23 protein-coding genes and 2 pseudogenes are annotated in these 20,490 nt (G+C 56.8%); 11 read left to right on the top strand and 14 right to left on the bottom strand.

Going from position 1 to position 20,490, the window contains the following annotated elements; all coding sequences use genetic code 11:
* Window positions 1–154: 154 nt before the first annotated feature.
* A complete protein-coding gene (locus G9463_RS15715) occupies window positions 155–751 on the bottom strand; it encodes a hypothetical protein (RefSeq protein ID WP_004966832.1) in 597 nt (198 codons plus the stop codon).
* Between the two features lie 312 nt (window positions 752–1,063).
* Between G9463_RS15715 and G9463_RS15720 the strand changes: the two genes are divergently transcribed.
* Window positions 1,064–2,596, top strand: a complete 1,533-nt coding sequence (locus tag G9463_RS15720; RefSeq protein ID WP_127014943.1) for an aldehyde dehydrogenase — start codon at window positions 1,064–1,066, stop codon at window positions 2,594–2,596.
* A 247-nt stretch (window positions 2,597–2,843) separates the two neighbouring features.
* Here G9463_RS15720 and G9463_RS15725 read toward each other — a convergent pair.
* From G9463_RS15725 to G9463_RS15750, 6 genes and pseudogenes are all read right to left on the bottom strand, one after another.
* A pseudogene (locus G9463_RS15725) lies at window positions 2,844–3,174 on the bottom strand (ISH3 family transposase); the annotation flags it as partial.
* Window positions 3,175–3,728: 554 nt separating this feature from the next.
* The gene (locus G9463_RS15730; protein ID WP_004966834.1) at window positions 3,729–4,064 is read right to left on the bottom strand and encodes a winged helix-turn-helix domain-containing protein; all 336 of its coding nucleotides are present in this window, start codon (window positions 4,062–4,064) and stop codon (window positions 3,729–3,731) included.
* On the bottom strand, window positions 4,064–4,714 hold the full coding sequence (locus G9463_RS15735) for a sensor domain-containing protein (RefSeq protein ID WP_004966835.1): 651 nt from the start codon (window positions 4,712–4,714) through the stop codon (window positions 4,064–4,066). The genes G9463_RS15730 and G9463_RS15735 overlap by 1 nt, the downstream gene beginning before the upstream one ends.
* Before the next feature lie 86 nt (window positions 4,715–4,800).
* Window positions 4,801–5,079: a hypothetical protein gene (locus tag G9463_RS15740; RefSeq protein ID WP_004966836.1), complete on the bottom strand. Its 279-nt coding sequence runs from the start codon at window positions 5,077–5,079 to the stop codon at window positions 4,801–4,803.
* Entirely contained in the window at window positions 5,076–5,354 is a 279-nt protein-coding gene (locus G9463_RS15745; RefSeq protein WP_229380461.1) for a hypothetical protein, read from the bottom strand. Before G9463_RS15745 ends, G9463_RS15740 begins: the two co-directional genes overlap by 4 nt.
* A gap of 50 nt (window positions 5,355–5,404) precedes the next feature.
* On the bottom strand, window positions 5,405–5,755 hold the full coding sequence (locus G9463_RS15750) for a hypothetical protein (RefSeq protein ID WP_004966838.1): 351 nt from the start codon (window positions 5,753–5,755) through the stop codon (window positions 5,405–5,407).
* Window positions 5,756–5,867: 112 nt separating this feature from the next.
* Here G9463_RS15750 and G9463_RS15755 point away from each other — a divergent pair, with 112 nt between their 5' ends.
* From G9463_RS15755 to G9463_RS15765, 3 genes are all read left to right on the top strand, one after another.
* A complete protein-coding gene (locus tag G9463_RS15755) occupies window positions 5,868–6,593 on the top strand; it encodes a sensor domain-containing protein (RefSeq protein ID WP_240150055.1) in 726 nt (241 codons plus the stop codon).
* Window positions 6,594–7,341: 748 nt separating this feature from the next.
* Complete coding sequence (locus G9463_RS15760) at window positions 7,342–7,587, top strand: UPF0175 family protein (protein ID WP_004966840.1); 246 nt, start codon at window positions 7,342–7,344, stop codon at window positions 7,585–7,587.
* On the top strand, window positions 7,577–8,068 hold the full coding sequence (locus tag G9463_RS15765) for a DUF3368 domain-containing protein (protein WP_127014948.1): 492 nt from the start codon (window positions 7,577–7,579) through the stop codon (window positions 8,066–8,068). Before G9463_RS15760 ends, G9463_RS15765 begins: the two co-directional genes overlap by 11 nt.
* Here G9463_RS15765 and G9463_RS15770 read toward each other — a convergent pair whose 3' ends face one another.
* The 5 genes from G9463_RS15770 to G9463_RS15790 form a co-directional block, all read right to left on the bottom strand.
* Window positions 8,069–9,088, bottom strand: coding sequence for a hypothetical protein (locus G9463_RS15770; protein WP_165897234.1), 1,020 nt, complete (start codon window positions 9,086–9,088; stop codon window positions 8,069–8,071).
* 63 nt (window positions 9,089–9,151) lie between these two features.
* Window positions 9,152–9,733, bottom strand: coding sequence for a hypothetical protein (locus G9463_RS15775; protein ID WP_165897235.1), 582 nt, complete (start codon window positions 9,731–9,733; stop codon window positions 9,152–9,154).
* A 266-nt stretch (window positions 9,734–9,999) separates the two neighbouring features.
* Entirely contained in the window at window positions 10,000–10,494 is a 495-nt protein-coding gene (locus G9463_RS15780) for a hypothetical protein (protein WP_004966844.1), read from the bottom strand.
* 11 nt (window positions 10,495–10,505) lie between these two features.
* Window positions 10,506–10,709: a hypothetical protein gene (locus G9463_RS15785; protein WP_004966845.1), complete on the bottom strand. Its 204-nt coding sequence runs from the start codon at window positions 10,707–10,709 to the stop codon at window positions 10,506–10,508.
* A 408-nt stretch (window positions 10,710–11,117) separates the two neighbouring features.
* On the bottom strand, window positions 11,118–12,041 hold the full coding sequence (locus G9463_RS15790) for a glycosyltransferase family 2 protein (RefSeq protein WP_165897236.1): 924 nt from the start codon (window positions 12,039–12,041) through the stop codon (window positions 11,118–11,120).
* 42 nt (window positions 12,042–12,083) lie between these two features.
* On the opposite strand from G9463_RS15790, the gene G9463_RS15795 reads away from it, so the two are divergent.
* Entirely contained in the window at window positions 12,084–12,506 is a 423-nt protein-coding gene (locus G9463_RS15795) for a winged helix-turn-helix domain-containing protein (protein ID WP_004966848.1), read from the top strand.
* Window position 12,507: 1 nt separating this feature from the next.
* Window positions 12,508–12,819 (top strand): hypothetical protein, encoded by a 312-nt coding sequence (locus G9463_RS15800; protein ID WP_014030769.1) that lies wholly within the window; start codon window positions 12,508–12,510, stop codon window positions 12,817–12,819.
* 124 nt (window positions 12,820–12,943) lie between these two features.
* Here G9463_RS15800 and G9463_RS15805 read toward each other — a convergent pair whose 3' ends face one another.
* Together G9463_RS15805 and G9463_RS15810 are read right to left on the bottom strand one after the other, a co-directional pair.
* Window positions 12,944–13,852, bottom strand: a complete 909-nt coding sequence (locus G9463_RS15805; RefSeq protein WP_121304067.1) for a type II CAAX endopeptidase family protein — start codon at window positions 13,850–13,852, stop codon at window positions 12,944–12,946.
* A gap of 434 nt (window positions 13,853–14,286) precedes the next feature.
* Window positions 14,287–14,391 (bottom strand): annotated as a pseudogene (locus G9463_RS15810) (IS1595 family transposase); the annotation flags it as partial.
* Between the two features lie 314 nt (window positions 14,392–14,705).
* On the opposite strand from G9463_RS15810, the gene G9463_RS15815 reads away from it, so the two are divergent.
* The 5 genes from G9463_RS15815 to G9463_RS15835 all read left to right on the top strand — a co-directional run.
* Window positions 14,706–15,446, top strand: a complete 741-nt coding sequence (locus G9463_RS15815; RefSeq protein WP_049939207.1) for a hypothetical protein — start codon at window positions 14,706–14,708, stop codon at window positions 15,444–15,446.
* 44 nt (window positions 15,447–15,490) lie between these two features.
* A complete protein-coding gene (locus G9463_RS15820; RefSeq protein ID WP_165897237.1) occupies window positions 15,491–17,284 on the top strand; it encodes a spermidine synthase in 1,794 nt (597 codons plus the stop codon).
* Complete coding sequence (locus G9463_RS15825; protein ID WP_011225043.1) at window positions 17,284–17,763, top strand: DUF2617 family protein; 480 nt, start codon at window positions 17,284–17,286, stop codon at window positions 17,761–17,763. Before G9463_RS15820 ends, G9463_RS15825 begins: the two co-directional genes overlap by 1 nt.
* Window positions 17,764–17,779: 16 nt before the next feature.
* A complete protein-coding gene (locus G9463_RS15830; protein WP_165897238.1) occupies window positions 17,780–18,721 on the top strand; it encodes a hypothetical protein in 942 nt (313 codons plus the stop codon).
* A 76-nt stretch (window positions 18,722–18,797) separates the two neighbouring features.
* Window positions 18,798–20,490 (top strand): pentapeptide repeat-containing protein (locus G9463_RS15835; protein WP_165897239.1); only part of this gene is annotated, 1,693 nt, incomplete at its 3' end.

The raw sequence follows: 20,490 nt of genomic DNA on the forward strand, positions 1-20,490 counted from the left end.
AACCCTACTGACACACCTTGTTCACTGGTGTCTCTACGCACACTGCGTAAGCAACCGAAATAAGCGTTCACCTAAATCAAGGCGGAGGTGCCACGCTTGACCAGCGCCTGGCTTCCGACCCCGGCAGAAGCACAAGCGAATAGGGTGGGATAGTTTACTGATTTACCGAGACGCGGTCAGTCTCCTCATGCTCGCCAGTCTCCTGCTCGCCGTCCCCAAGATACTCCTCACCGCCCATATCTCGCAGCAGGTCGTTGAAGACAGCTGCTGCCGTCTCGAACTTATGGACCGTCGGGAATGCCGTTTTGTCTATCTGTGCGATGAAGTCGCCGTACTCCCTGACGAAGTCGTGACGCCACGCCTCACTCTGCTCTGGTGATGCGAATTGCGCGATGAACTGCCACTCGTGGTAGTCGTCCGCGCTGGCAAAGAACATCACGTGCGGGTCGTCGAGCAATCGTTTGTAGCAACGCTCCCAGTTCTCATCAAAATTCGAATAATGAAAGGCAACCTGAAAGATATAGTATTCGAAGATGTTCTGATTTGGGATTGCACGCATCGAGAACACATCCTCGTCGCGCATCTCGTTTAGGATCTCGTTCACGCGGTTGTGAGAGAGTGAGATATCAAACTCTTCTTCCAAGATATCACGAAGTTTACTGGCAGGCTTCTCGGGATATTTCACTCTAGCCTTGAGAATAGCCACATCGCGGGGTGAGAGATCGAACTCGAAATCGTTCCCGTTGATCATTGTGTTCTGTTCGTTCCAGTTTGGGTTCGCAATCGCAATAAGTGTTCTCCAACTATGCTATGGCCGCAAATGTTGGAAATATAATACATATTCAGTCCTTGTTTCCCGCAGCCAGCGGTCCTTCATTGGCGGGATTCGGATATGCTATATCGACCAACGTACCACTCGTCACCCCAGATAGCGTGATTATACAATTCACTGACCAGCATCGTAATATTACACTCTCATATATTGTGCTGTATAGTAATGAAGTATAATATAATATCAATTAATTATTTACTATCGCGTGACAAATATTGTTACTGGCCCAGTATGAGTACAGCCAGTGATGATTCCACAGAGACGGATAGTGCAATCAAACAACGCCATCGGGACGCCGCTGCAGATGCGATACCGGACAACCTCTCCCACTACATCGGTGGCGAGTTCGTCGCTGGCAATAGCCACAAGACAATCGAGACCCGAGATCCGACGACAGATGCGGTACTCGGTGAAGTGCCCGCGGGCAACGCTGCCGACATCGACGACGCAGTCAAGGCTGCACAGCAGGCCTTCGACGGGGGGTGGAAGGACGCCTCGCCGGGAGAGCGTCAGCGCGTCCTCTCAGAGATGGCCCACGCCGTCGAAGAGAACCAGAAGACTCTCGCCACGCTCGAAGTGCTGGATACTGGCAAGACGATCACCGAAGCGATGGGCGACATGGGACTGGTCATCGACCACCTCACATACTACGCTGCCGCCGCCCGCAACGTCAACGGGGAAACACGTCAGACGAACGACCTCTTCGACCGGGAGAAACAGGTCTTCACTGTCAAGGAACCCTACGGCGTCGTCGGCGCAATCGTACCGTGGAACTTCCCGCTGCTCATCGCCATCTGGAAGTGCGGTCCCGCTCTCGCCGCCGGCAACACGGTGGTTCTCAAACCCTCTGAAGAGACGCCGCTGTCCACTCTCAAACTGATGGAACTCGTCGACGACACCGTTCCAGACGGCGTCATCAACGTCGTCACCGGCTACGGTGAGGACGCCGGCGCCCCTCTCTCGACCCACGAGGACGTGCCCAAGATTTCCTTTACCGGTTCGACGGAAGTCGGCAAAGAAATTATCCGCAACTCCGCGGAGGACATCAAGAAGACGACGCTCGAACTCGGCGGGAAGAGTCCCGTCATCGTCTACCCTGACGCCGACCTCGAAGAGGCAGTCGAGGCGGCGATGATGGCCATCTTCTTCAATAAAGGCGAGTGCTGTGCCGCAGGCTCCCGATTGTTCGTTCACGAGGATATTGAAGAGCAGTTCCTCGAGACGTTCACCAATGCCGCGTCCGGCATGACCGTCGGTGACCCACTCCTCGAAGAGACGGACATGGGACCGAAAGTCTCCGACGAACAGGTCCAGCGAACGAACGAGTTCGTGGAGGCCGCCCGCGAGAGCGGTGCAACCATCCGAACCGGCGGCAGCGCACCCGACGACGAGTCGCTCGCCGGCGGTGCGTTCTACGAACCGACCGTTATCGACGATATCGACCACGACCATCCCTCGGTGCAGAAAGAAATCTTCGGTCCCGTCATGGAGACGTTCTCCTGGAGTGACGAGGACGACGTGGTCGAACTGGCCAACGACGTCGACTACGGCCTCGCCGCTGGCGTCATCTCCGGTGACGTGACTAAGGCCCTCCAAACAGCCCGGCGTCTCGAAGCCGGCGTCGTCTGGGTGAACCACTACAACGACGTGTCGGCGGGCCAGCCCTTCGGCGGCTACAAACAGTCCGGCACCGGTCGGGAGAACGCTGCTGAAGCTATCGACGAATTTACACAGACCAAAGCCATCAACGTTAATCTCGGATAGCGCTGACATCCGTCCGTGTCACACGCCTATAATATGGGTTTCGTTCGTTGACCACGATGAACCAAACAATTATCAGCACCTCACAAAGCATCGCCAGTTAGCCTGGCCTGAGTCACTAGGTCTGTTGTGCTCAGTCGTCGATAGCCCTCGAGGAGTGTTGATCGAAGACACGAACTGTCGCTGTTGGCGGCGTTTAGCTGCCGACGCGACAGCGCTTCCACTCAGGCAGACGCTGCTCGGTCGGTGACTACCAGTGGCACCGATCGTCTGGGGACGATTTACAGGGACGGCCCGACGCACCGCGAGGGCCGTCCATGCTGCTCGGCAGATCATATTGCTGAACTCCTTGTCCGGCCACCGCCAGAGGCGATGCCTGCCTCGGCGGGGCGTCGCCACGTATTCGTGGTGAGGATACCGTTACCCGTTCTGTAACAGCAGACTCACCACAATGTACAGTAGCCTCACCGTCGTGTCTCGTGTCGCTGTCGTCGCTATCGCTTGTTCAACAACCTATCGGTCGACGCGATGCCGAAGCGTTTGCTGTAGTGGTATCGAGCGTCGCGTTGAGTCTCGATGAACGACACCTGCCTTCTGATTCGGTCTTTGTTCCCCGCTGGCGGGACAGACCTTTGCACGTTCCACGACAGGAGTCTCACGATTGCACCGCTCCGATTGAGTCCGCTCCGGTCCCACACTGGTTGACCGCCGAAATCGCATACCGCAGGGGAACCTATTCAAAACCTAACCTCTTAGAAATTTCTCACTATTCTGCGGCCTATCGTGACCCTCTCTGCTGACTGACTCGGGCCATATATTCAGTACGGATCGGACCACCTCACCAGAAGATGCCAGGAGTCAGCTGCTGAATACAGAGGACGGAGGATGAGTTTCCCAGAGGAGTCTGTCCGCTTCGGCACGGACGAGCGGAGCGGGCGATAGGTACCTTGGTTGCCTATTTGGCTGTATGCGCTTTCCGATCTCCTCTGACTCCGAGGGGGACACAAAATCGCCCCTACGCCAGCCAGAGGGCTGATACTGCCTGCCGAGAAAAGAAGAACTAATGACCGAATTGCGGGTCCGGAAACCCGATGGCTGGACAATCGTCTCGTTTCCCGACGCAGTTGTGACAGGACTACGAGGTGTGGACGATAATCCCGTCTGACTGGAGTTTAAGCGTAATTTGGTCGACTTGGAGTGTGAATACTTTCCGATGGTGACCGTCCGGGTCGTACCGCATCGCCGTGGTGACGACGGTAGCTGCCTTCAGCTCCTTGAGTCGACGGTACACCGTCGGTCGTGAGCAGTCACAGGCCGCGACGATATCACGCGCTGGCATGGGGCCATCTTGCAAGGCAGTCACGATCTGGCGGGTGTACTGGTCTTCCAGACACGACAGTAGTTCGTCGGCCGTCGGTCCGGCGTGCATTTCGTCGGAGCCCGACGATGATCGCGTGGTGGCACTTGTCATTAGGCCGCACGCTCCCGTCCGACGGAGAGGAATGCATCGGTCATGAGGCCGCCGGCCGCAGCAACCACGTTGATGACATTACACAGTATCCAGATTCCGGCGACACCGACGGTGGCAACACCGATTGCCTCTGGAAGGGTTGAGACGGCGTACTGTCCGAACTGGTAGTTTACTCCTGGATCGTCGTAGACGAAAGGGGCGGCCAACAGCGTGCCGACTAGCGCGGTGCCGGTGATAGTGACGACGAAAGCCACTATCCCGTACACGAATTTCAGGAGGACTACCGCTACGCTCGTCCAAGTGGTCGGTTCAGTGGCAAAACGCCACACCGCCGCAAGATAGCCGTCATCGGAGTCAAGTGTCTCTCGTGGCGATGGAGGGGTTGCCACCTCTTGATCCAGCAGGACCGTTGCGAGGCGAGCTTCCAGTCCGGCTGCTCCCGTCGTGGCGACAAGCGTCACGAGCAAGACCGGAAGGCCCACCAGTGTGAATGCCAACCCGAGGCCGAGGGAGGACCCTGTGGTGAATGCAACAAAGTAAGCCACCCCCAGCGGGAACGCGAGCAGGAGGTAGAGCAGTCGCTTGTACGTCGCTGTACGAACCGGTGCGGTGACGAACTGCTGGAGTGTGTCACCTGCAGTCGTTTCCATCATCTGTCTCACGGGTAGACAGAGGTCCAGATAGGTGGTATATACACACTGATGGCTGTAGGTTTGACAGCTGTGGGAAAGATTTATTAACTAGAACTGAACGTCCGGTAGATGGCAAGCAGACCAATAGTGTGTGAGAGTGTCGCGCCCAGAAGGGCCTGTGCGTCAGTCAGCGGCAGTAGTGGGGTAACTACCTCGACGACGAGGAACGGAACAACAGCGATAGCCACGATACCGATTGCCAACCCACGCATCACCGGACTGTCGTTGCGTCGGTAGCCGCGGAAAGCCAACGACGCGACAATGATACCAAGCAGTGCAGTCCCGGCTGCACCAACCGTGGCGAGGGTATCTAGCACAGTCATCGGTCCCCCTGATAGATGACTGCGAGGATAACGAGCAGTCCCATTGCTTCGACCGCGGTGGTTGATAAAACGCGTACTGGAGTAGTCACAGTGATAATATTCCCTGCAGTGAGACGGAGGAGCATTGGCGCTGGAGCCAGCAGGAACATCCCGATGGCCAGTAGTAGAATGGGCCTAGAACGCGACTGGAGATATCCCTGCAGGAATCGATATGTAACGAGCACGGCGAGCACTGTCGCCACAAGAAAGGTAATCAGCGCCGCAATGCTGGTCACCGTTGCACCACCTTCCACAGTCACTTGCAGCGGTATGTGGTTATTGCAGATCATCCGGTAAATTCCTCGTATAGGCGCGTAAAGCGGTCGGAAGGCGGTTCACGGCGGTCGACATCAATCTCGACGCCCGAGTTGGTAAATTCGATTTCGACCCGCTCCAACCGGGCCGAATACGTCTTGTAGTGATGGCCATCGGGGTCCAGCTCCTGATGAGCGATGAGGAGATTTCGGTCTTGTAGCCGGTCCACGAGGCGATACACTGTCGAGTCATCGGCCCCACAGCAGTTGCTCAGCGCCTCAACCGACTGAGACTCCTCTCTTGTCTCGACCAGTATCGTCCGGACGTTCTCATCATCGAGGAGCGTGAGGAGCTCCTCGTCCGGCTCGCCGGCCGACTCCATCAAAATGTGGTTGTGCCGCCCGGGGTATTAATTACGGTCCCACGTCTCAGATATTGCAGTCCTCCAATATCTTTAGACGGCGGCTTTCCAAAGTATGCCTGTGCCCGCGTCGTTGCCTTCCCTCCGATCTATCGTTGTCACGCCGTTGCAACCTCGGACCTACCTCCATCTCCTCTATCTCGGGCTGGCTTTTCCCTTCGGGATAGCGTACTTTGTCATCCTCGTTACGGGGTTTTCGATTGCAGTGCCGCTGACTGTCCTTATTATTGGCATACCGTTGTTCATCGTGACATTACTTATTGTTCGAGGACTGGGTGCCGTTGAGCGTTTGCTCGCCAATCTCTTACTCGGTACTGACATCGCCACGCCACCGTATCCGTTCCGGGACGGTAGCGTCATAGGTCGCCTGCGAGCGCTCATAGTGAACCGTCGAACGTGGACCGAGTGTGGCCATCTCCTCTTGAAATTCCCCATTGGTATCGGTGCCTTCGTGTTCCTCGTGACTGGACTGACAATGTCGATTACATTTCTTGCCACACCGGTGTTCTACGACGAACCCGGCTTGCGTGTCGGTATCTTTCCCGCTGACCCGGTCACGCTTGCGCCGTCACTGTCAATTCCGTGGGGCAACGTGCTAGTTGGTGCGGAGTTCGTAGTCACAGTCAGTGAGTGGGCTGTCGACTCGTTGGCTGACGCGCTCTTGTTCTCGGCCATCGGCGCCGTCCTGTTTCTGCTAACGCTGAATATCGTCAACCTCGTGGCGTGGCTATCTCGTCGGTATACACGCGCCCTTTTGGGAGATCCAGCCGCGGTGTTGGATTGGCTCTCGAGCCTCTAGACGGCACTTGGCTCTAGCTCAGTTGACTGCTCTGTTGCGTAGCGGCGTTAGTCAAAGTAGTCAGGTTTGAGTTGGGCCCTCAGGGGTTGTGCCGGTGGTCTAAAGATCGGTGTCACTTCAGCGTCGCTCAGAGGGCACTATTTAACACAGCCGACAGAATGCTTCCTGATCAGTGGGCATTCTATATTGACTACTGGTGAAACTGTGCTGGTTTTGTATGATAGGTTGGTATCTTCACGTACTCTTTCACTTTGCCGGGCATCAGCACTCACCTGTCTTCTTCATTGTCACCCCACCTCCGCACGGCGCTGAGCCCCCAGTTGCCCATAGTTAACACGCAGGTGTAGTGAACGGATAGTTCATCTCGATTGCAGCGAAAGGAATACGATTCGTATCGTTCTATGACATCCTCGGTCGTAACAAAAGTATAGCTGTCCGAGTGCGAAGCCAGCCAACTCTTCAACAATGCCGGAGACACAGAACGGCGGGTTACAGTATCATTTGCCATACAGTCTGGACTCCGCTCGAAGGCAGGCGCTGTCGTACTCATGATCTCCTCTGGCTCCGAGGGAGACACAAAACCTCAGCTGTTCACCGGTCGGTCATGGACGTCGAACACGAATCGTATCGTAGCCAAATTGCCCATCTACGAGAACAGACGTTTTCGACCGCACAGGTGAGACTACACGACGCCATATGCGAATAGCGCAGCCAAACACTCAATAATCGGGTTATCCAACAGACGAGTATGGCTACTATCGAAATTGACGAGGAGGTGTATGAGGCGCTCCAAATTCCTGAGGGAGAGCGGCCGCAGGCAATGAAACAAGAGTTGGCTGTCTCGCTTTACGCACGTGATGTCCTTTCGTTCGGGAAAGCGCGTGCATTGGCAGAACTGTCCCACCGAGAATTCCAGACATTACTCGGAGACCGCGAAATCCAACGCCATTACACCGACACTGAACTTGCTGAAGACCTCGACTATGCCGAATAACGAGCTTGTAGTCTCGGACACGTCACCGCTGCTGAATCTTGCACTTATCGACCAACTCACCCTTCTCAAATCGCAGTTTTCGAGCATCACCATTCCGCGTCAGGTGTGGGACGAACTCACTGATGGAGAGGCAGGTGTAGACGCGCTTCGCTCGTTGCATGACGATGAGTTCCTGACGATTACCGAGGTCGAACAGTCGCACCTCTTCACTGAAATCTTCCACGAGCTGGATCTCGGGGAAACAGCTGCTATTTGTCATGCCATCGAGCACGATGCTGACCTCATCCTTTTGGATGAAAAAGACGGTCGACAGGTCGCTCGGAGACACAACCTGACCGTAACGGGAGCCATCGGAATACTACTCCGCGGAGCCAATGCTGGAGACATTGAATTAAAACACGAACTTGACGCCCTTCGTGACGCTGGCTTCTGGATCTCTGATGAGCTTTACTCAAAAGTCCTCTCTGAAGCCACAGAATAGCTACCGTTCCCACGGGAAGAAGCCATGGCGCTCGCGATAGGCACTGATCTGGTCCTGAAACTCTTGTTCCTGGAAGTCTGGCTCGTCGCCGTGGATATCCTCCGGAGAGACGCCGTCGGGAAGATGCTCATAGCCCGTGACCTCCGCCGTGTCATCCTCTTGGTCGGGCTCGTGTCGGTGCTGTCCACACTCCCTGCAGGTCCAGATCAGCCGGTCAAGGTGTGAGTGACACTCGAAACCGTCCAGCCCGTGTGATTCGTGTCCCGTCACGGCGCCACACTGCCGACAGTGGAACCCGATCCCGATTATCTCCGGTTCGGCTCTTGCCTGATGGCGCTTCACAACGCCGGGAACAAGCCAGCACGTGCCGTCGTCCTCCCGGAACTCATCCGTGAGCTGCTGGAACTCCGAGCGGTCGGTGACCGGCGACCCGTCCTCGAGGTAGATCCGTGGCTGGACGTCGTCCCCATTCCCGCCCCAGTTGGTCTGCTCGTCGGCTGTCTCCAAGAGCGCCTGTCCGAGTTCCTCGTCGATCGTGGTTTCGTTCGGCAGGTCGGGCCAGCCCTTCGTGAGAGTGGCGGCTGGCTCGGTGCCGAAGGCTACTCGACACTTCACGGTTCCATGGGAGACGTCCTCGCCGCTTGCGATGCTGTCGGAAACGGAGAAGGCCGCAGCGCCGAGGGCTCGTGCATGGAAATCAGTGTTCGCTTCGACGAGTGCGAGTACTACCCGACCGAACGTCCACTCCCCAAGTGGACTACTACCTTGATCGTCGGAAGGAATCTCTGAGACGCCGGTTTGAGCGCAGAACGGACACTGGTGTTCATCCTGTGGGATATCCTGGCCACAGGTCCGACAGGTGCGAGCATCATCCTCTGCATGGTCGGGATAGCCGGTGGATTCGAGGACTCGTTCCCGTCCGTTCCCCCTCGTTTCAGGATCGGAACTCGCTGCGCCGAGGATATCAGCGGGATCGTACTCAGGATTCCGGTCAGTCACACGCTTGGTTGCGTTCGTCATCGTATTTAAACTCCAGCCCCGAGGGAAGTACAAACCGACAGAGACCAAGACAGGACGGGTTGACTACTCGCCGTCCGTGCTGTCTGTCACTTCTGCGATGAACGTGTCCGTTGATCTGTCCAGATCGTACTGATTGATGAGTTCGAGGGCAGCCAGCGCTGCGCCTGTGTCTACGAGGCCTGCGGCGAGCAACCGTTTGAGACGAAGGGTGCCTTTGTGGGCTCGGTCGGAATCTGAACCGCGCATCTGGGAAAATTCCATGAAGAGTCGTCGCCAAGCAGTTGCCGAGCCGGTCACCGTGAGATTCCAGTCCGGGGCTTCATACCTAGAGGACGACTGCCGGCGGTAGTGGCCTTCAAGTCTGTCAAGCAGGTCGTCGATAATCGTGCCCTTCTCAACGGTCCGTCCGTGTATGGCGTAGTCTGGGTCGACGAGATTGCGCCACTCGTCGTAGGAGGCGATATCGTACTCGACAGCTAGCTCGACCTCGACTGTTTCGAGACAATCGGCCTTCCCGGGTTCATTGACTCGCCGAAGTCGATCTGCGGTCCCCTCGGCGTGGAGTGTGAGGCCTGGGAACTGCGCTTCGCTAGATGCTGGGTGCTGTTCTCCGGTCTGCTCGCCGTTTGTGGTCTTCGATGCCATGGGTACTGTCGGGACGCCCTCACTGGACCGCCCCGCACCCGACCGGGGGATCAAAAAATGGGTCTTGGTCTATAATATCAGCCACTGAATATAGTTTCTTCACCTGTGGAGACGAGTGAAACAGCCGCAAGGTAGACCTGCGAATTGACCGCCGAGAGTTCTACCAACTCAGAGAGATGTTCTGATAGCCGTGCAAGATACGACGCGCATATTCAGCATTACCGCCCTTCGCTCAAGGGATGTCCTCTCGAAATAAAAGGCGCCTTTCAGAATCCGCGCTCGGCAAACGCTTCCTGTGCCCGTTCGTATACTGTCTCTCCACCGCTCGTGTAAAGTGACGGGAGGTTCACGCGGCGTTTACAGGTTGTTCCCCCGTCAGTGTACCTAATGACGAGTCGAGAACGTGTCAGTCCCATCATGCCATCTGTTGCAGAGACCTGCTCAATAGTAGCAAGTCGAATTCGGTCTGGTGATCGGAACCCACATGCGTAATTCACCGCCCAGAGTACGAGGATCAACCCGCCAACGACGGCGATGTGGAGGAAGCTGCCACCGCGGACCGCGCTGACTACCCACCAGATGCCGATTGGAAACGCAAACAAATAGCCGACAAGGGCACTGCTGGACCACCACGTTCCGCGCTGCCAGTAGTCTCGGTAGAGTGACTTAATGTACCCCCAAAACGACTCCTCGAAGTACACGTAATCCTCGGTGAACCGTGCTGTGCCGCGTTTCGTCGGGAACGACTCTATGGAGCACACGCTTCACCCGACTACTCAGAAAGGTCCGCATAGAGTTGAGTAAACCCGCACTCCGGACAGAGGTATGCAGAAAGTGGGGCTTGATACCCGACACCGAGGCGGTCGAGGATACCGCCGTCTCTCTCAGTTTCGATGTAGAGGTCACCGACGCCTTCGGCAGTTACGTTTGTCTGCTCCATCAGGACATCACAATCCGGACAGGATCGTTCGCTCATGTCTCAGTATCGTGTTTCGCTCATCATACGCAAAAAGACCTAGCCGCTGTTTCATTGGCTGAAATGCTACTATCGGCATCTCCCTACGTTAAACACATGCTCTGGCTCTGTATGCAGCACTCGACTTCTATCAATCTTGAACTCTGGTTTGCTTGGATGGGTCTCACGGTTCTCGTCGGGTTTGTTGTCGCTGTACTGGCGGCTACCGGTGAATGATTGTTGCTGACTACAGCTTCCGGGTCCACGATGTTCCTGACAGAACCAGGGTAAATCGTTGCCATTGTGCTATACAGAGGGGGTATGGCGTATGTTCTAAGGCCAGCATACTACGGCTGATTAAACAGCCAGAGAGTCAAGCAGATTTGGCAGGCACGGATATCTGCGCAGATTAACGTGGCCCAAAGAACGCTACTCGTTCAGTACTTCAACATCAAACTTCGAGTGCCAACAGTACCGTCGCCCTCCCCAAACAAATGTGTCCCGGGCGAAAGCATACAGCCCCAAGGGGACAGCGGCTACAAGTGCTGGTACCGTTAGCAGTAGCGAGGCTCGTCGAACCCCGAAGCTAGCACTGACACCGGCTGTCAGTACCGTTAGTACCACCGCGAGGAGCGGGAAGAAGACACAACCGATGAGAACGGCGACCAACACACCAAATGAGAGTTTCGCTACCGTTGGATCATGCGTTGAGAAAATCTGGTTGAACCGGATATGTCGTTCAAGCGTCTGCCGGAGACTTCCACCCATTGGCACCCGGCGTACGCGTTGAACTGATGTCACACTAATGTGTTCCCCGAGGAGACCATCGTCGCTGATCGTCTGGCGGAGCTCCGAAAGGAACCTTTCCTCGTCAAGATCACTTCTGTCAAATATGACAGTCCCGCCCCAGGCGTGGTCACCCATGTATGTCCCGAGCGTGCCCCCAAGGACATAAACAGGCTCTAACAGGACTGCAAGCGGATCTTGACCGACGAACGCCGGCAACTCTGTTGTCGGGCCGTATTCGGCGTAGTCCTGGTGGAGGCGGTCAAGCCAGTCCGGGGGGTGATGAAAGTCATCGTCGGTCCAGACAAGACGGTCGTGATTGGCGGCTTCCATCCCAGCGGCAATAGCATTTGCTTTCCCGGAACACCCGACAGGGTCGCCAGCAGGGATAAACTGGACGTTCTCCGAGAGCGGTTTTCGGTCCACAACCGGGTCGTCCTTGCTATCGTGGATGATGAGGAGTTCGTCTTCGGGACCTAACTGTGCGGCGACGTCGTCGCAGGCGGCGGTCCAAGACACCGTTGGGAGGAGTACACTTGTTGGCGTGCGTGTCTGTCTGTTCGACATTCGTACTCGAAACGTGAGCGCGGATATGGATGGTAGTTTCTTATGACTTCTCTGACTGAAGCCAGACAGAAAGCCCAGAACGGCACAACCTATATTGACGAACCAAGAGATGGCCCGCTTACAGTGTCCGACGTGCGAGATCCTGAAGCACTCGCAGACCTGCTCGGTGACGAGTGTGCGCGCACGATTCTCGTCGAGGCGAAAAAGAAGCCTCGCTCGGCGGCAGAGCTCAGCGACTGCGCCGGGGTCTCGGAGCCGACAGTCTACCGCCGACTCGAACGGCTCCGAGAGTACGATCTTGTCACCGAAGATATCCAGCCAGTCACCGATGGGAAGAATTACAAACTCTATCGGACAGAACTCGATGGCATCGAACTCGATCTCAGCGAAGACGGCTTCGACATCACGGTCTCGCGTCGGGACCGGATGGTCGACCGCTTCACACAGTTCGTAGAGGGTAGCTGATATGCTCGCCATACTCCAACTCGATCTCGAAACGTTACGAACAGTCCGCCAGGTCAGCGAGATAGTTCCGATGATTCTCGGACTGGCAATCAGTTACCTTGCCTACACGGCGTACCGGCAAAACCGGAGCCGCCCGATGTTGTACATAGCGATCGGATTCATACTGGTGTTGTTCGTGCAGGCTCCGCTGGCCCTGATATTCATTCACATTCTGGAACTCCCCACCCCGCTACTCAATAGCCTCCTTCAGATTCCTGAGTTTGCCGGCCTGGGACTGATTCTCTACGGCTTGTGGACCCCGCGGCGGGACTGATACCGCCTTTCGAACATTGAACTTGACGATTGGGTCAGGGCGTCACGCAAATTTTTGTAGTCAATTGCCGGTCATCGCCGGAGATGGGGTCAGGACGACCGGTAATTCGTTACAAAAGTCCGTATCAGTCGGACGGTTCAGTTCCGTGTCCATCGCTGGAGGGATTACCGGACACGGCTCCGTCAGTCGACCGGGAACCCGTCCAGCGCGGCTGGACGGCTTCGTTGTGTGAAAGCGTTTCAGGACCGTAGCGGACGACAAACAAGGTAGCGAGGACCCCGAACGTGCCGGTCAGAATCGCCGCGTATGGGACCGGCACTGCTGCCGCGCCGCCGACAGCCTGCCCGGGGACGTTCACCGCGGCGTTGAGCGTCCCGTGAAACAGTACGGCACCGAGAACAGATCCGTCCGACGCGTTGTAGTACCACGTGAGGATGACCGCAAAACAAACCACGCTGGCAGTGTACAGAACCGGTGAGTGGGGGTACACGTCGTAGACGAACATCGGGACGTGCCAGAGTGCCCAGACGCCACTGACGAGAACACTCGCGGTGAGCGCACTGAACCGCCTCTGGAGATGTGGGAGTGCGAATCCCCGCCACCCGAACTCCTCGTTTCCACCGGTGAACAGTGTCGCCAGCACCAGATTAAACAGGAAGAGCGGGGCCAGTTGCCCAAGGGAACTGCTGTCGGGAAGCCCCACGAGTGAGAAGACGACGACAGCGACTCCGAGGGCTCCGACCACCGGGACGGCGATTGCGAGTCCGTACCAGCGGAGTGGTCGTCGCCAATCGAAAATCGTCGCGAGCCAAGCGCGGACTGATTCACCACGGAGACGCGTCACGACCGCTCCCGCGGCGCCAGGGCCGAAGGCTCCGAGGACTATTCCCAACATCCCCAGTCCCGACCGTGCGGTAGTTATCGAAAACGTCGCAATCCACACCGTCCAAGAGAGTCCGATTGCCAGTGCGGAGAACACCACAACCGGATGTTCGTTGATGAGTCGTGCGAGCAGCGAGCGGTTCGATTCCATCACGCTCGGAGAAACGGCTGGAATACCTATCAGGGACGCCGGCCGGCTTCATTCGCTGAAGTTACCGTCCACTCTTATACTACCCGTCAGTTGAACATTGCCGAATCGGGATATCTGCTCCCAGGAACGCTTTGACGGTACAGAATCCCAATCTGCTCTAATAACAACTGGTAGTATATACTTAGGGTCCGGATAGATTGTGAGCGAAATCGCAGGACGGCAGAAATTAATTCCCACAATTACTCTTGACGGTCAGTATAGCTTGAACCCCACTTGCTCTCAGTGAGCAGTTCTACTAACGGACCGATTCATCCGAGTTAGCACGGAATCGATAGTGACGGTTCGCTGTACTTAATCTCTACGCTCATATGAAGCACGTTACTGGTGAGTCAGAGAACGGTTCGGACGATTTCTTTGAGAGCTTCTCGACCAGGTTAACGTAAGATTCGGCGGCGAAGTCGGAAAGCTCTGAGATATGGCGTGAGCTTATCTTTTGAGACGCCTCGGTGCGGCGAGAGCCACGCGTCGCACAGAGCCGCCTCAGGCGCTGTCTGTCAGAGGTGTTGCTCAACGTTTTCGCACTCTCAGGCGCTCTCTCGGACGAATCGTCCGAGTTTCTCTTGTTTGATATCAACCATGCTTGCGATTCCTTGGATAGATTTGTTGCTCCTAGGTCGGATGAGTCCGTGAAAGTACTGCGTCCCGCGACGCCACGTCGTCTCACAGTTTCGCCACGAGAGCCGACGGCTCGGGGATTCGTCTCTATTCACTAGTTTCATGCGCGGAAGAGTATCCTTGCGTGAAACACGCTTTTGAACAAAAAACATTTTACATACACCCACAAAGGCCTGCTGTGGACCGACGTAGATTCCTCCATGGCGCAGCCCTCCTTCCGACAGCCGGTCTGGTCGGACTCTCTGGCTGTAGTAGCTCAGAGAGCCCGCCACCACGCCGGTCCCGAGTCCTCAGCACAGTTACAATCGATAGCGCCCAACTGCTGGCTGAGCTCGTTGACGACCCGTGGGTAGCCACCAGACGAGACGGCGTCCCAATCAATGGACAGAACGCGCAGTCACTCGACAGCAATGCCAAGGATTCACCGAGTGGACTGTCGGTCATCGGCTCGCTGAGTCCCGTTGGAACGGCCCAAGCACAGAAAGGCGGTGGTGGCGGTGGCCGCGGTGCTGTTGGTCGTGGCCGAGGCTCCTCCTATTCTGATGCGCCTCGTACTGGACGAGGCCGTGCCAAGTACCACGGTGGCGCCTACGTTGGGACGTGGTACGATGACCACGATGACGAGGTGCGCCGGGCCGAAACCGAAATCTCCGAGGTGGGCATTGCCCGCATCGGCCCAGTAAGCGACACCGACGAGGAGCTGCCTGCGCCAGGGCCAGTTTCGTGGGATGAGACGTGGCAAAATCCCGACGATACAGTTAGTATCGACGTCACGAACGCAGGCTGGTACCGAGTCGGCACACACACTACCGCAGCCGACGGCACTAATCTCGGCTGGGAGGCCGTCGATGTCCTCGTCAAGGACGACAATGATACCTACAGCATAGCCCAGAAGTGGAAGGTTTCACCCCGAATTTGACCCGCAGCTCGCCCGTCCGCCGTTCGTTGCCCTGAGTCCCCCCAATGACACCACGACCGCAACATCCGCGCCACAGCGTCCCGCTGCTGCACGCGCTCACGTTTATCGTTGCGCTGTGTAGCTTTGCGTACGAACTCGTCTTTGCCGAGCTCTACACAGTTGTCTTCGGCGGGAGCGTCACTCAGTACGGCCTCACTATCGGATTGTTCTTTTCGTCGCTGGGGCTAGGATCGTTCCTCTCAGGCCGATTGGAGACAGACCCCGAGTCGAACTTCTTCCGTGTCGAAACGTACCTCGCCGTCGTTGCACCGCTTGGGTTCCTCCTCGTCATCCTGCTCGGAACGCTCAGATACCCCGCTGCATACGCGCCACTAGTCGGCGCGATTGCCCGGCTCCCGATTGTCACAATCGGGTTCCTCTCAGGGTTCGAGTTGCCGCTGTTGACCACACTATCGGAATCGGTTCGGGATACGGCGCGGCCCCCCTCCAGTATCGCCCGCGGGGTTCGGCGACTCACCAGCCATCTGAATCGGGCCTTTGGAGTGGTGTTGGGCGCCGCTTTTAGCATCAAGCGGCGAGAGGGCAAGCCGAGCGACCCAGCCGATGAAACAAGTGCCTATGCAGCAGTATTGGGCTTTGACTACCTTGGCGGGTTAGTCGGCTCACTTGTCTACGTGTTCTTCCTCTATCCGGCAGTTGGACTCATACCGTCGGTGTTCGTCCTTGCGTTCCTGAACGGCGTCGCTGCGCTAATCTTCGCGAGCACGACGGCGAACACACACAGACCAACGCTTCGAAGCCGACTCCCACAGCCAGTAGGATCAACGGGGAAGGCGCTGTTCGCAGTCTGCCTGCTCGTCACAGCAAGCACGGGTGCCGCGGCTGTCAACGCGGGCCCGGTTGGCGAGGACGTCTCTGAGTACTACTTCGAACGAGAATTTGAGTTGGAGTACGCTCCGGGGGCGATGGACGTTGCTGTCACAGACACGTGGACGACGAGGTACCAACGCGTCACGGAGTACAACCGAACGTGGACCGGCAGCGGCGACAACCCGTACTTCGGTGCCACCACGGAACACTGTCTCAGATTGGATTCCGCTGTCCAACTCTGTGAGTCGTGGGCAGACAGCTATCATCAAGGGCTCGTCGACGTCCCGCTGTCGATGTTCGAAAATAGTACTGACACGAAGGTTCTCCTCATCGGTGGGGGCGATTGGGCGGCGATGGACCGACTGCAACGCCACGGGGTTAGTGTCGACCACGTCGATATCGACGGCGAGTTCATGCAGCGGGCGAAGACCGATCCGTTCCTTGCGCAGTACCACGATGGAGCCTACCGATACGAAAACAAATCGACGCGCGTGCAAGACGCGTTCCAGTACCTCGAGCAGTCCGAGCAGCGCTATGACGTAATCTTGCTGGACATCCCTGGGGCGACCGACGACGACCAGCTCCCGCTATACTCTGTGGAGTTTTACAGTCAGCTGCGCCAGCATCTTACAGCAGACGGCGTGATCGCGACGTGGACGTATTCACGGTACAGCTACGCCCAGCACAGAACCGCGTACTACAACACGGTTCACAAAGCCGGCCTGACGAGTGCAGCACCGTATTTCGCATGGGAAGATATTGACGCAGATGGCGAGACAGAGCGCGTCGAGCGGTTCACACTGCTCGCACCGGCACCGCGCGATTCGCTTTCGCCACATAACGGCACAGCATACATGAACCGCTATCAGCACCGCTACCAAGCGGTTGAGTGGGTAGACACGCCGAGATACGCCGGTGTCCGGCCGAATAGCGTGTTCCATCCAAACTACGATATCCTCATTAAATAATGGGCGACACAACACACCAGACCACGACTGAACTCTATCTGGCACATCCTGATGTGCCGCCGTCGTTCAACGCGATGGATGTAAAGCAAGCGCAGACGCTCCCCTTCTGTGGGGAGACAGCTACCTTCCGCGTCATCGGCAACTCACACGCCGTTACTGCCGACTCGCTCGGGTTCCATGAAATTTGCTCGTGCAAACCCATCTCCGAACAGGATGCCGAGGTAATTCCGCTCGAACAGGGCTGTACGGACTCACTTGCGAGTCCACACGGTGTGTCTAGCATGGCAATGACTCTCCCACTATCGGAATTTGACCCGGAAGCGGACTACGACCTTTGCTACGAGTTCGGGCCACGTGCCTATACGGCGATCACGACCGACGACAGGACGTTCGAGACGTACCACACCTACCCAGAGCACGACTTGCTGGTGGTTACCACCACAAGCATCGCGCAGTACTGGGCCCCGACTAGCATCTAACGGACCGATTCACACCATGAGCGAGTACACAGGCGACGTGACTCTCAACGGCGGCATAGAGACACCGGTTCGGATGTCCGGACTGGAAGACATGTATGTACAGCCCGACTCGATTGACGGCGATCTCGACTTGCGGAACGTCGAGTACGTCTTCACCGGCGTGCCAATCACACCGGCTGCTGACGTGGCTGACCCGGTGACTGATATCACCGGTACGCTGGAGGATGGCTACACGGAACCGGATGGCGTCCATGGTGACCTCGCGGTTGGCACAGCCGAAGACGTGTTCATCGCCCACGGCGCTGTCGATGGGGCACTCTCGGCGCGTGGCCCCGAACAGGTCTTTGACGCCGGCACAAGCGATGCGCCGTCTCGTGACCCCGCAACCTACGACGTCACGGTAAGTGGCTGGCAACAACAGCGAGAGGTAACGGATCCCAACACTGGGGTCGTTCTCTCAGGCTGTCAGTCCACCGTTAACGTGACAGGCGCGACAGGCAGTGTCAGCTGCTATCTCATTGGGACGAACAACGAACTCATTGTTCGCGGCGATGCCTCTGTCGAGGTCCATATTGTCGGTCGGGACAATCGAGTCGACCTGGGTCCCTACATCGACGTCGACACGGCCGTCGAAACCGGGTTCGACAATACGATCGACGTGCAGCCGTTTCCGGCCGACGATCTCATTGAGACGACCGAAGACGAAGCGTACAGCGCGGTCACGTTCGGCCGCGCGAAGGTGACTTATCAGTCGGTTGCCGAAGATGAGGACTGGTGTCGAGGGTGTGGTGAAGCCGCTGATGCGATCATCGAACGCCAACAAAAGGAGGCGTTCTTCATACTGGGGACACCAATCATTACGTACGAAGAAGGAGGCGGCAGCTACGAGTGCGAACACTGCTCACACTCCGCCCCGGATACATCGCTCACTCCGGAGGAACGGCGTGAGATTTTTTGAACGACTATGCTCCAAATAAACAATCACGCTACTGAATAGCTACCCCAATGCCCAGTTCACTCTCCCCTAGCGACGTATGAGCTCAGTCCCCGACGCCGAGACATGTTCGTATCGCTTTGACCCGTCAAACGAGACAGACGCGTATATCGAGACAACATGGGAGTGCCCACACGAGTCTCACGCAGAGAGCGACAACTGCATCTTCCATATGTCGCGTGCCGAGCGCCGGTCACTCGATGTGACCGACGACGATATCGTGCAGACACTCCGTGAGAACCTCACCTCTCAAGACCCGCGAAGTAACGAGTACGTCGGGGCCGACCTTCCCACAATGTCGCTCACATATCAGCAAATCGATGGGGCGACAAACCATCTGCTCAATTTTCAACATGCCGATATCGCGGCACTAGACGTCACCCACGGCCACATTGCGCAAGGAATCAATCTCCGGGAGGCGACCATTGGCAGTCTCAAGCTCGACGATGCCATCCTATCGGGTATTCTTGAGGCGACAGCAGTCACGATCACCGACGAATTCTCGGCGAATGAGACGACGTTCCACGAAGATGTCCGCTTTTCTCAGGCACAGTTTCACGGTCGTGTCGACTGCGATGAAGCGACCTTCGACGAGGATACGAGCTTCCGAGACGCATCATTTACCGGGGAGACCTCATTTCGGAACATCACCGCACGTGGCTCCAGCCACGAATTAGACGATCATATCTCCTTTGCTGGCGCTCATTTCGAGTCAGCCGCATTGTTCAATCGCGCAGCGGTTGAGTGTGCGACGTTTGCCGACACGCAATTCGACGATGATGCGACGTTTACCCACGCGATATTCGGCGATGACACCACATTCGCGACTGCAGAGTTCCGCCGGTCAGCAACGTTCAATGAGGCCACGTTCAACGAAGACGCTACGTTTTCCGACGTTACTGTCGATGGACGTGCCAACTTCCGGGGAACCGAGTTCAATGGCGGCGCCCGTACCGTTGAAGATGATATCGCATTCGACAATGCGCACTTCCGTGGGGATGCTGATTTCAAGCTAGCCCGGTTCCGGTACGCTGATTTCAGCGAAACCACGTTTGATGGGCGGCTCAACCTCGACCGTGCGGAGTTCGAAGCCCGGGTCGACTGCCATGATATGCACGTGCTCGGCGACCTCTGTCTCGACCGGGCGGTGTTCAGCGATCCCGTACACGCCCACGACGCCACCTTCGAAGGCTCTGTTGGTGCCTTCGAAACGGAGTTTTACGGCGACGCGGATTTCGTGAACGCGACCTTTGGTGGGCCTGCGACCTTCGACGAAGTGCGGTTTCACGAGGACGTGAGCTTCAAGAGAGCGACGTTCAAGGCCGAAGCCAGCTTCGTGGGTGCGCTCTTCGAGGGGGAAGCAAAATCGCTCGAAGATAACGCTACATTCGAGGAGGCGGTCTTCGAGACCAACGCTACGTTTCGGGAGGCTACGTTCACGAACCTGTCTCTATGGGATACCAGGTTCGCGGTCGAGGTTGATTTCACCGGCGCGACCGTTACTGGTGAGGTGCATATCCGTCTCCACGCGCTTGACGATGATATCTATATGAATTTCGTCAGCGCGAGTATTAGTGGCGGCCAAATCGTCGAACCCGGCGATTCTAATATTCCATTCGACTTCACCGAGGCCACGGTCGGAAACGTCCAGTTGGGAAGCGAGAACGGGTCCGGTGAACTGCTTGATCAGTTTCGGTTCTGCCGTACTGACTTCGACCATTTCGACTTCTCGG

This window comes from Haloarcula sp. JP-Z28, assembly GCF_011440255.1.
GTDB classification, from domain to species: Archaea; Halobacteriota; Halobacteria; order Halobacteriales; family Haloarculaceae; genus Haloarcula; species Haloarcula marismortui.

Excerpts from the sequence above, each read along its gene's own strand:
- G9463_RS15715 (WP_004966832.1), bottom strand. The coding sequence starts at position 751 with ATGATCAACGGGAACGATTTCGAGTTCGATCTCTCACCCCGCGATGTG.
- G9463_RS15720 (WP_127014943.1), top strand. The coding sequence starts at position 1,064 with ATGAGTACAGCCAGTGATGATTCCACAGAGACGGATAGTGCAATCAAA.
- G9463_RS15730 (WP_004966834.1), bottom strand. The coding sequence starts at position 4,064 with ATGACAAGTGCCACCACGCGATCATCGTCGGGCTCCGACGAAATGCAC.
- G9463_RS15735 (WP_004966835.1), bottom strand. The coding sequence starts at position 4,714 with ATGGAAACGACTGCAGGTGACACACTCCAGCAGTTCGTCACCGCACCG.
- G9463_RS15740 (WP_004966836.1), bottom strand. The coding sequence starts at position 5,079 with ATGACTGTGCTAGATACCCTCGCCACGGTTGGTGCAGCCGGGACTGCA.
- G9463_RS15750 (WP_004966838.1), bottom strand. The coding sequence starts at position 5,755 with ATGGAGTCGGCCGGCGAGCCGGACGAGGAGCTCCTCACGCTCCTCGAT.
- G9463_RS15760 (WP_004966840.1), top strand. The coding sequence starts at position 7,342 with ATGGCTACTATCGAAATTGACGAGGAGGTGTATGAGGCGCTCCAAATT.
- G9463_RS15765 (WP_127014948.1), top strand. The coding sequence starts at position 7,577 with ATGCCGAATAACGAGCTTGTAGTCTCGGACACGTCACCGCTGCTGAAT.
- G9463_RS15770 (WP_165897234.1), bottom strand. The coding sequence starts at position 9,088 with ATGACGAACGCAACCAAGCGTGTGACTGACCGGAATCCTGAGTACGAT.
- G9463_RS15775 (WP_165897235.1), bottom strand. The coding sequence starts at position 9,733 with ATGGCATCGAAGACCACAAACGGCGAGCAGACCGGAGAACAGCACCCA.
- G9463_RS15785 (WP_004966845.1), bottom strand. The coding sequence starts at position 10,709 with ATGAGCGAACGATCCTGTCCGGATTGTGATGTCCTGATGGAGCAGACA.
- G9463_RS15790 (WP_165897236.1), bottom strand. The coding sequence starts at position 12,041 with ATGTCGAACAGACAGACACGCACGCCAACAAGTGTACTCCTCCCAACG.
- G9463_RS15795 (WP_004966848.1), top strand. The coding sequence starts at position 12,084 with ATGACTTCTCTGACTGAAGCCAGACAGAAAGCCCAGAACGGCACAACC.
- G9463_RS15800 (WP_014030769.1), top strand. The coding sequence starts at position 12,508 with ATGCTCGCCATACTCCAACTCGATCTCGAAACGTTACGAACAGTCCGC.
- G9463_RS15805 (WP_121304067.1), bottom strand. The coding sequence starts at position 13,852 with ATGGAATCGAACCGCTCGCTGCTCGCACGACTCATCAACGAACATCCG.
- G9463_RS15820 (WP_165897237.1), top strand. The coding sequence starts at position 15,491 with ATGACACCACGACCGCAACATCCGCGCCACAGCGTCCCGCTGCTGCAC.
- G9463_RS15825 (WP_011225043.1), top strand. The coding sequence starts at position 17,284 with ATGGGCGACACAACACACCAGACCACGACTGAACTCTATCTGGCACAT.
- G9463_RS15830 (WP_165897238.1), top strand. The coding sequence starts at position 17,780 with ATGAGCGAGTACACAGGCGACGTGACTCTCAACGGCGGCATAGAGACA.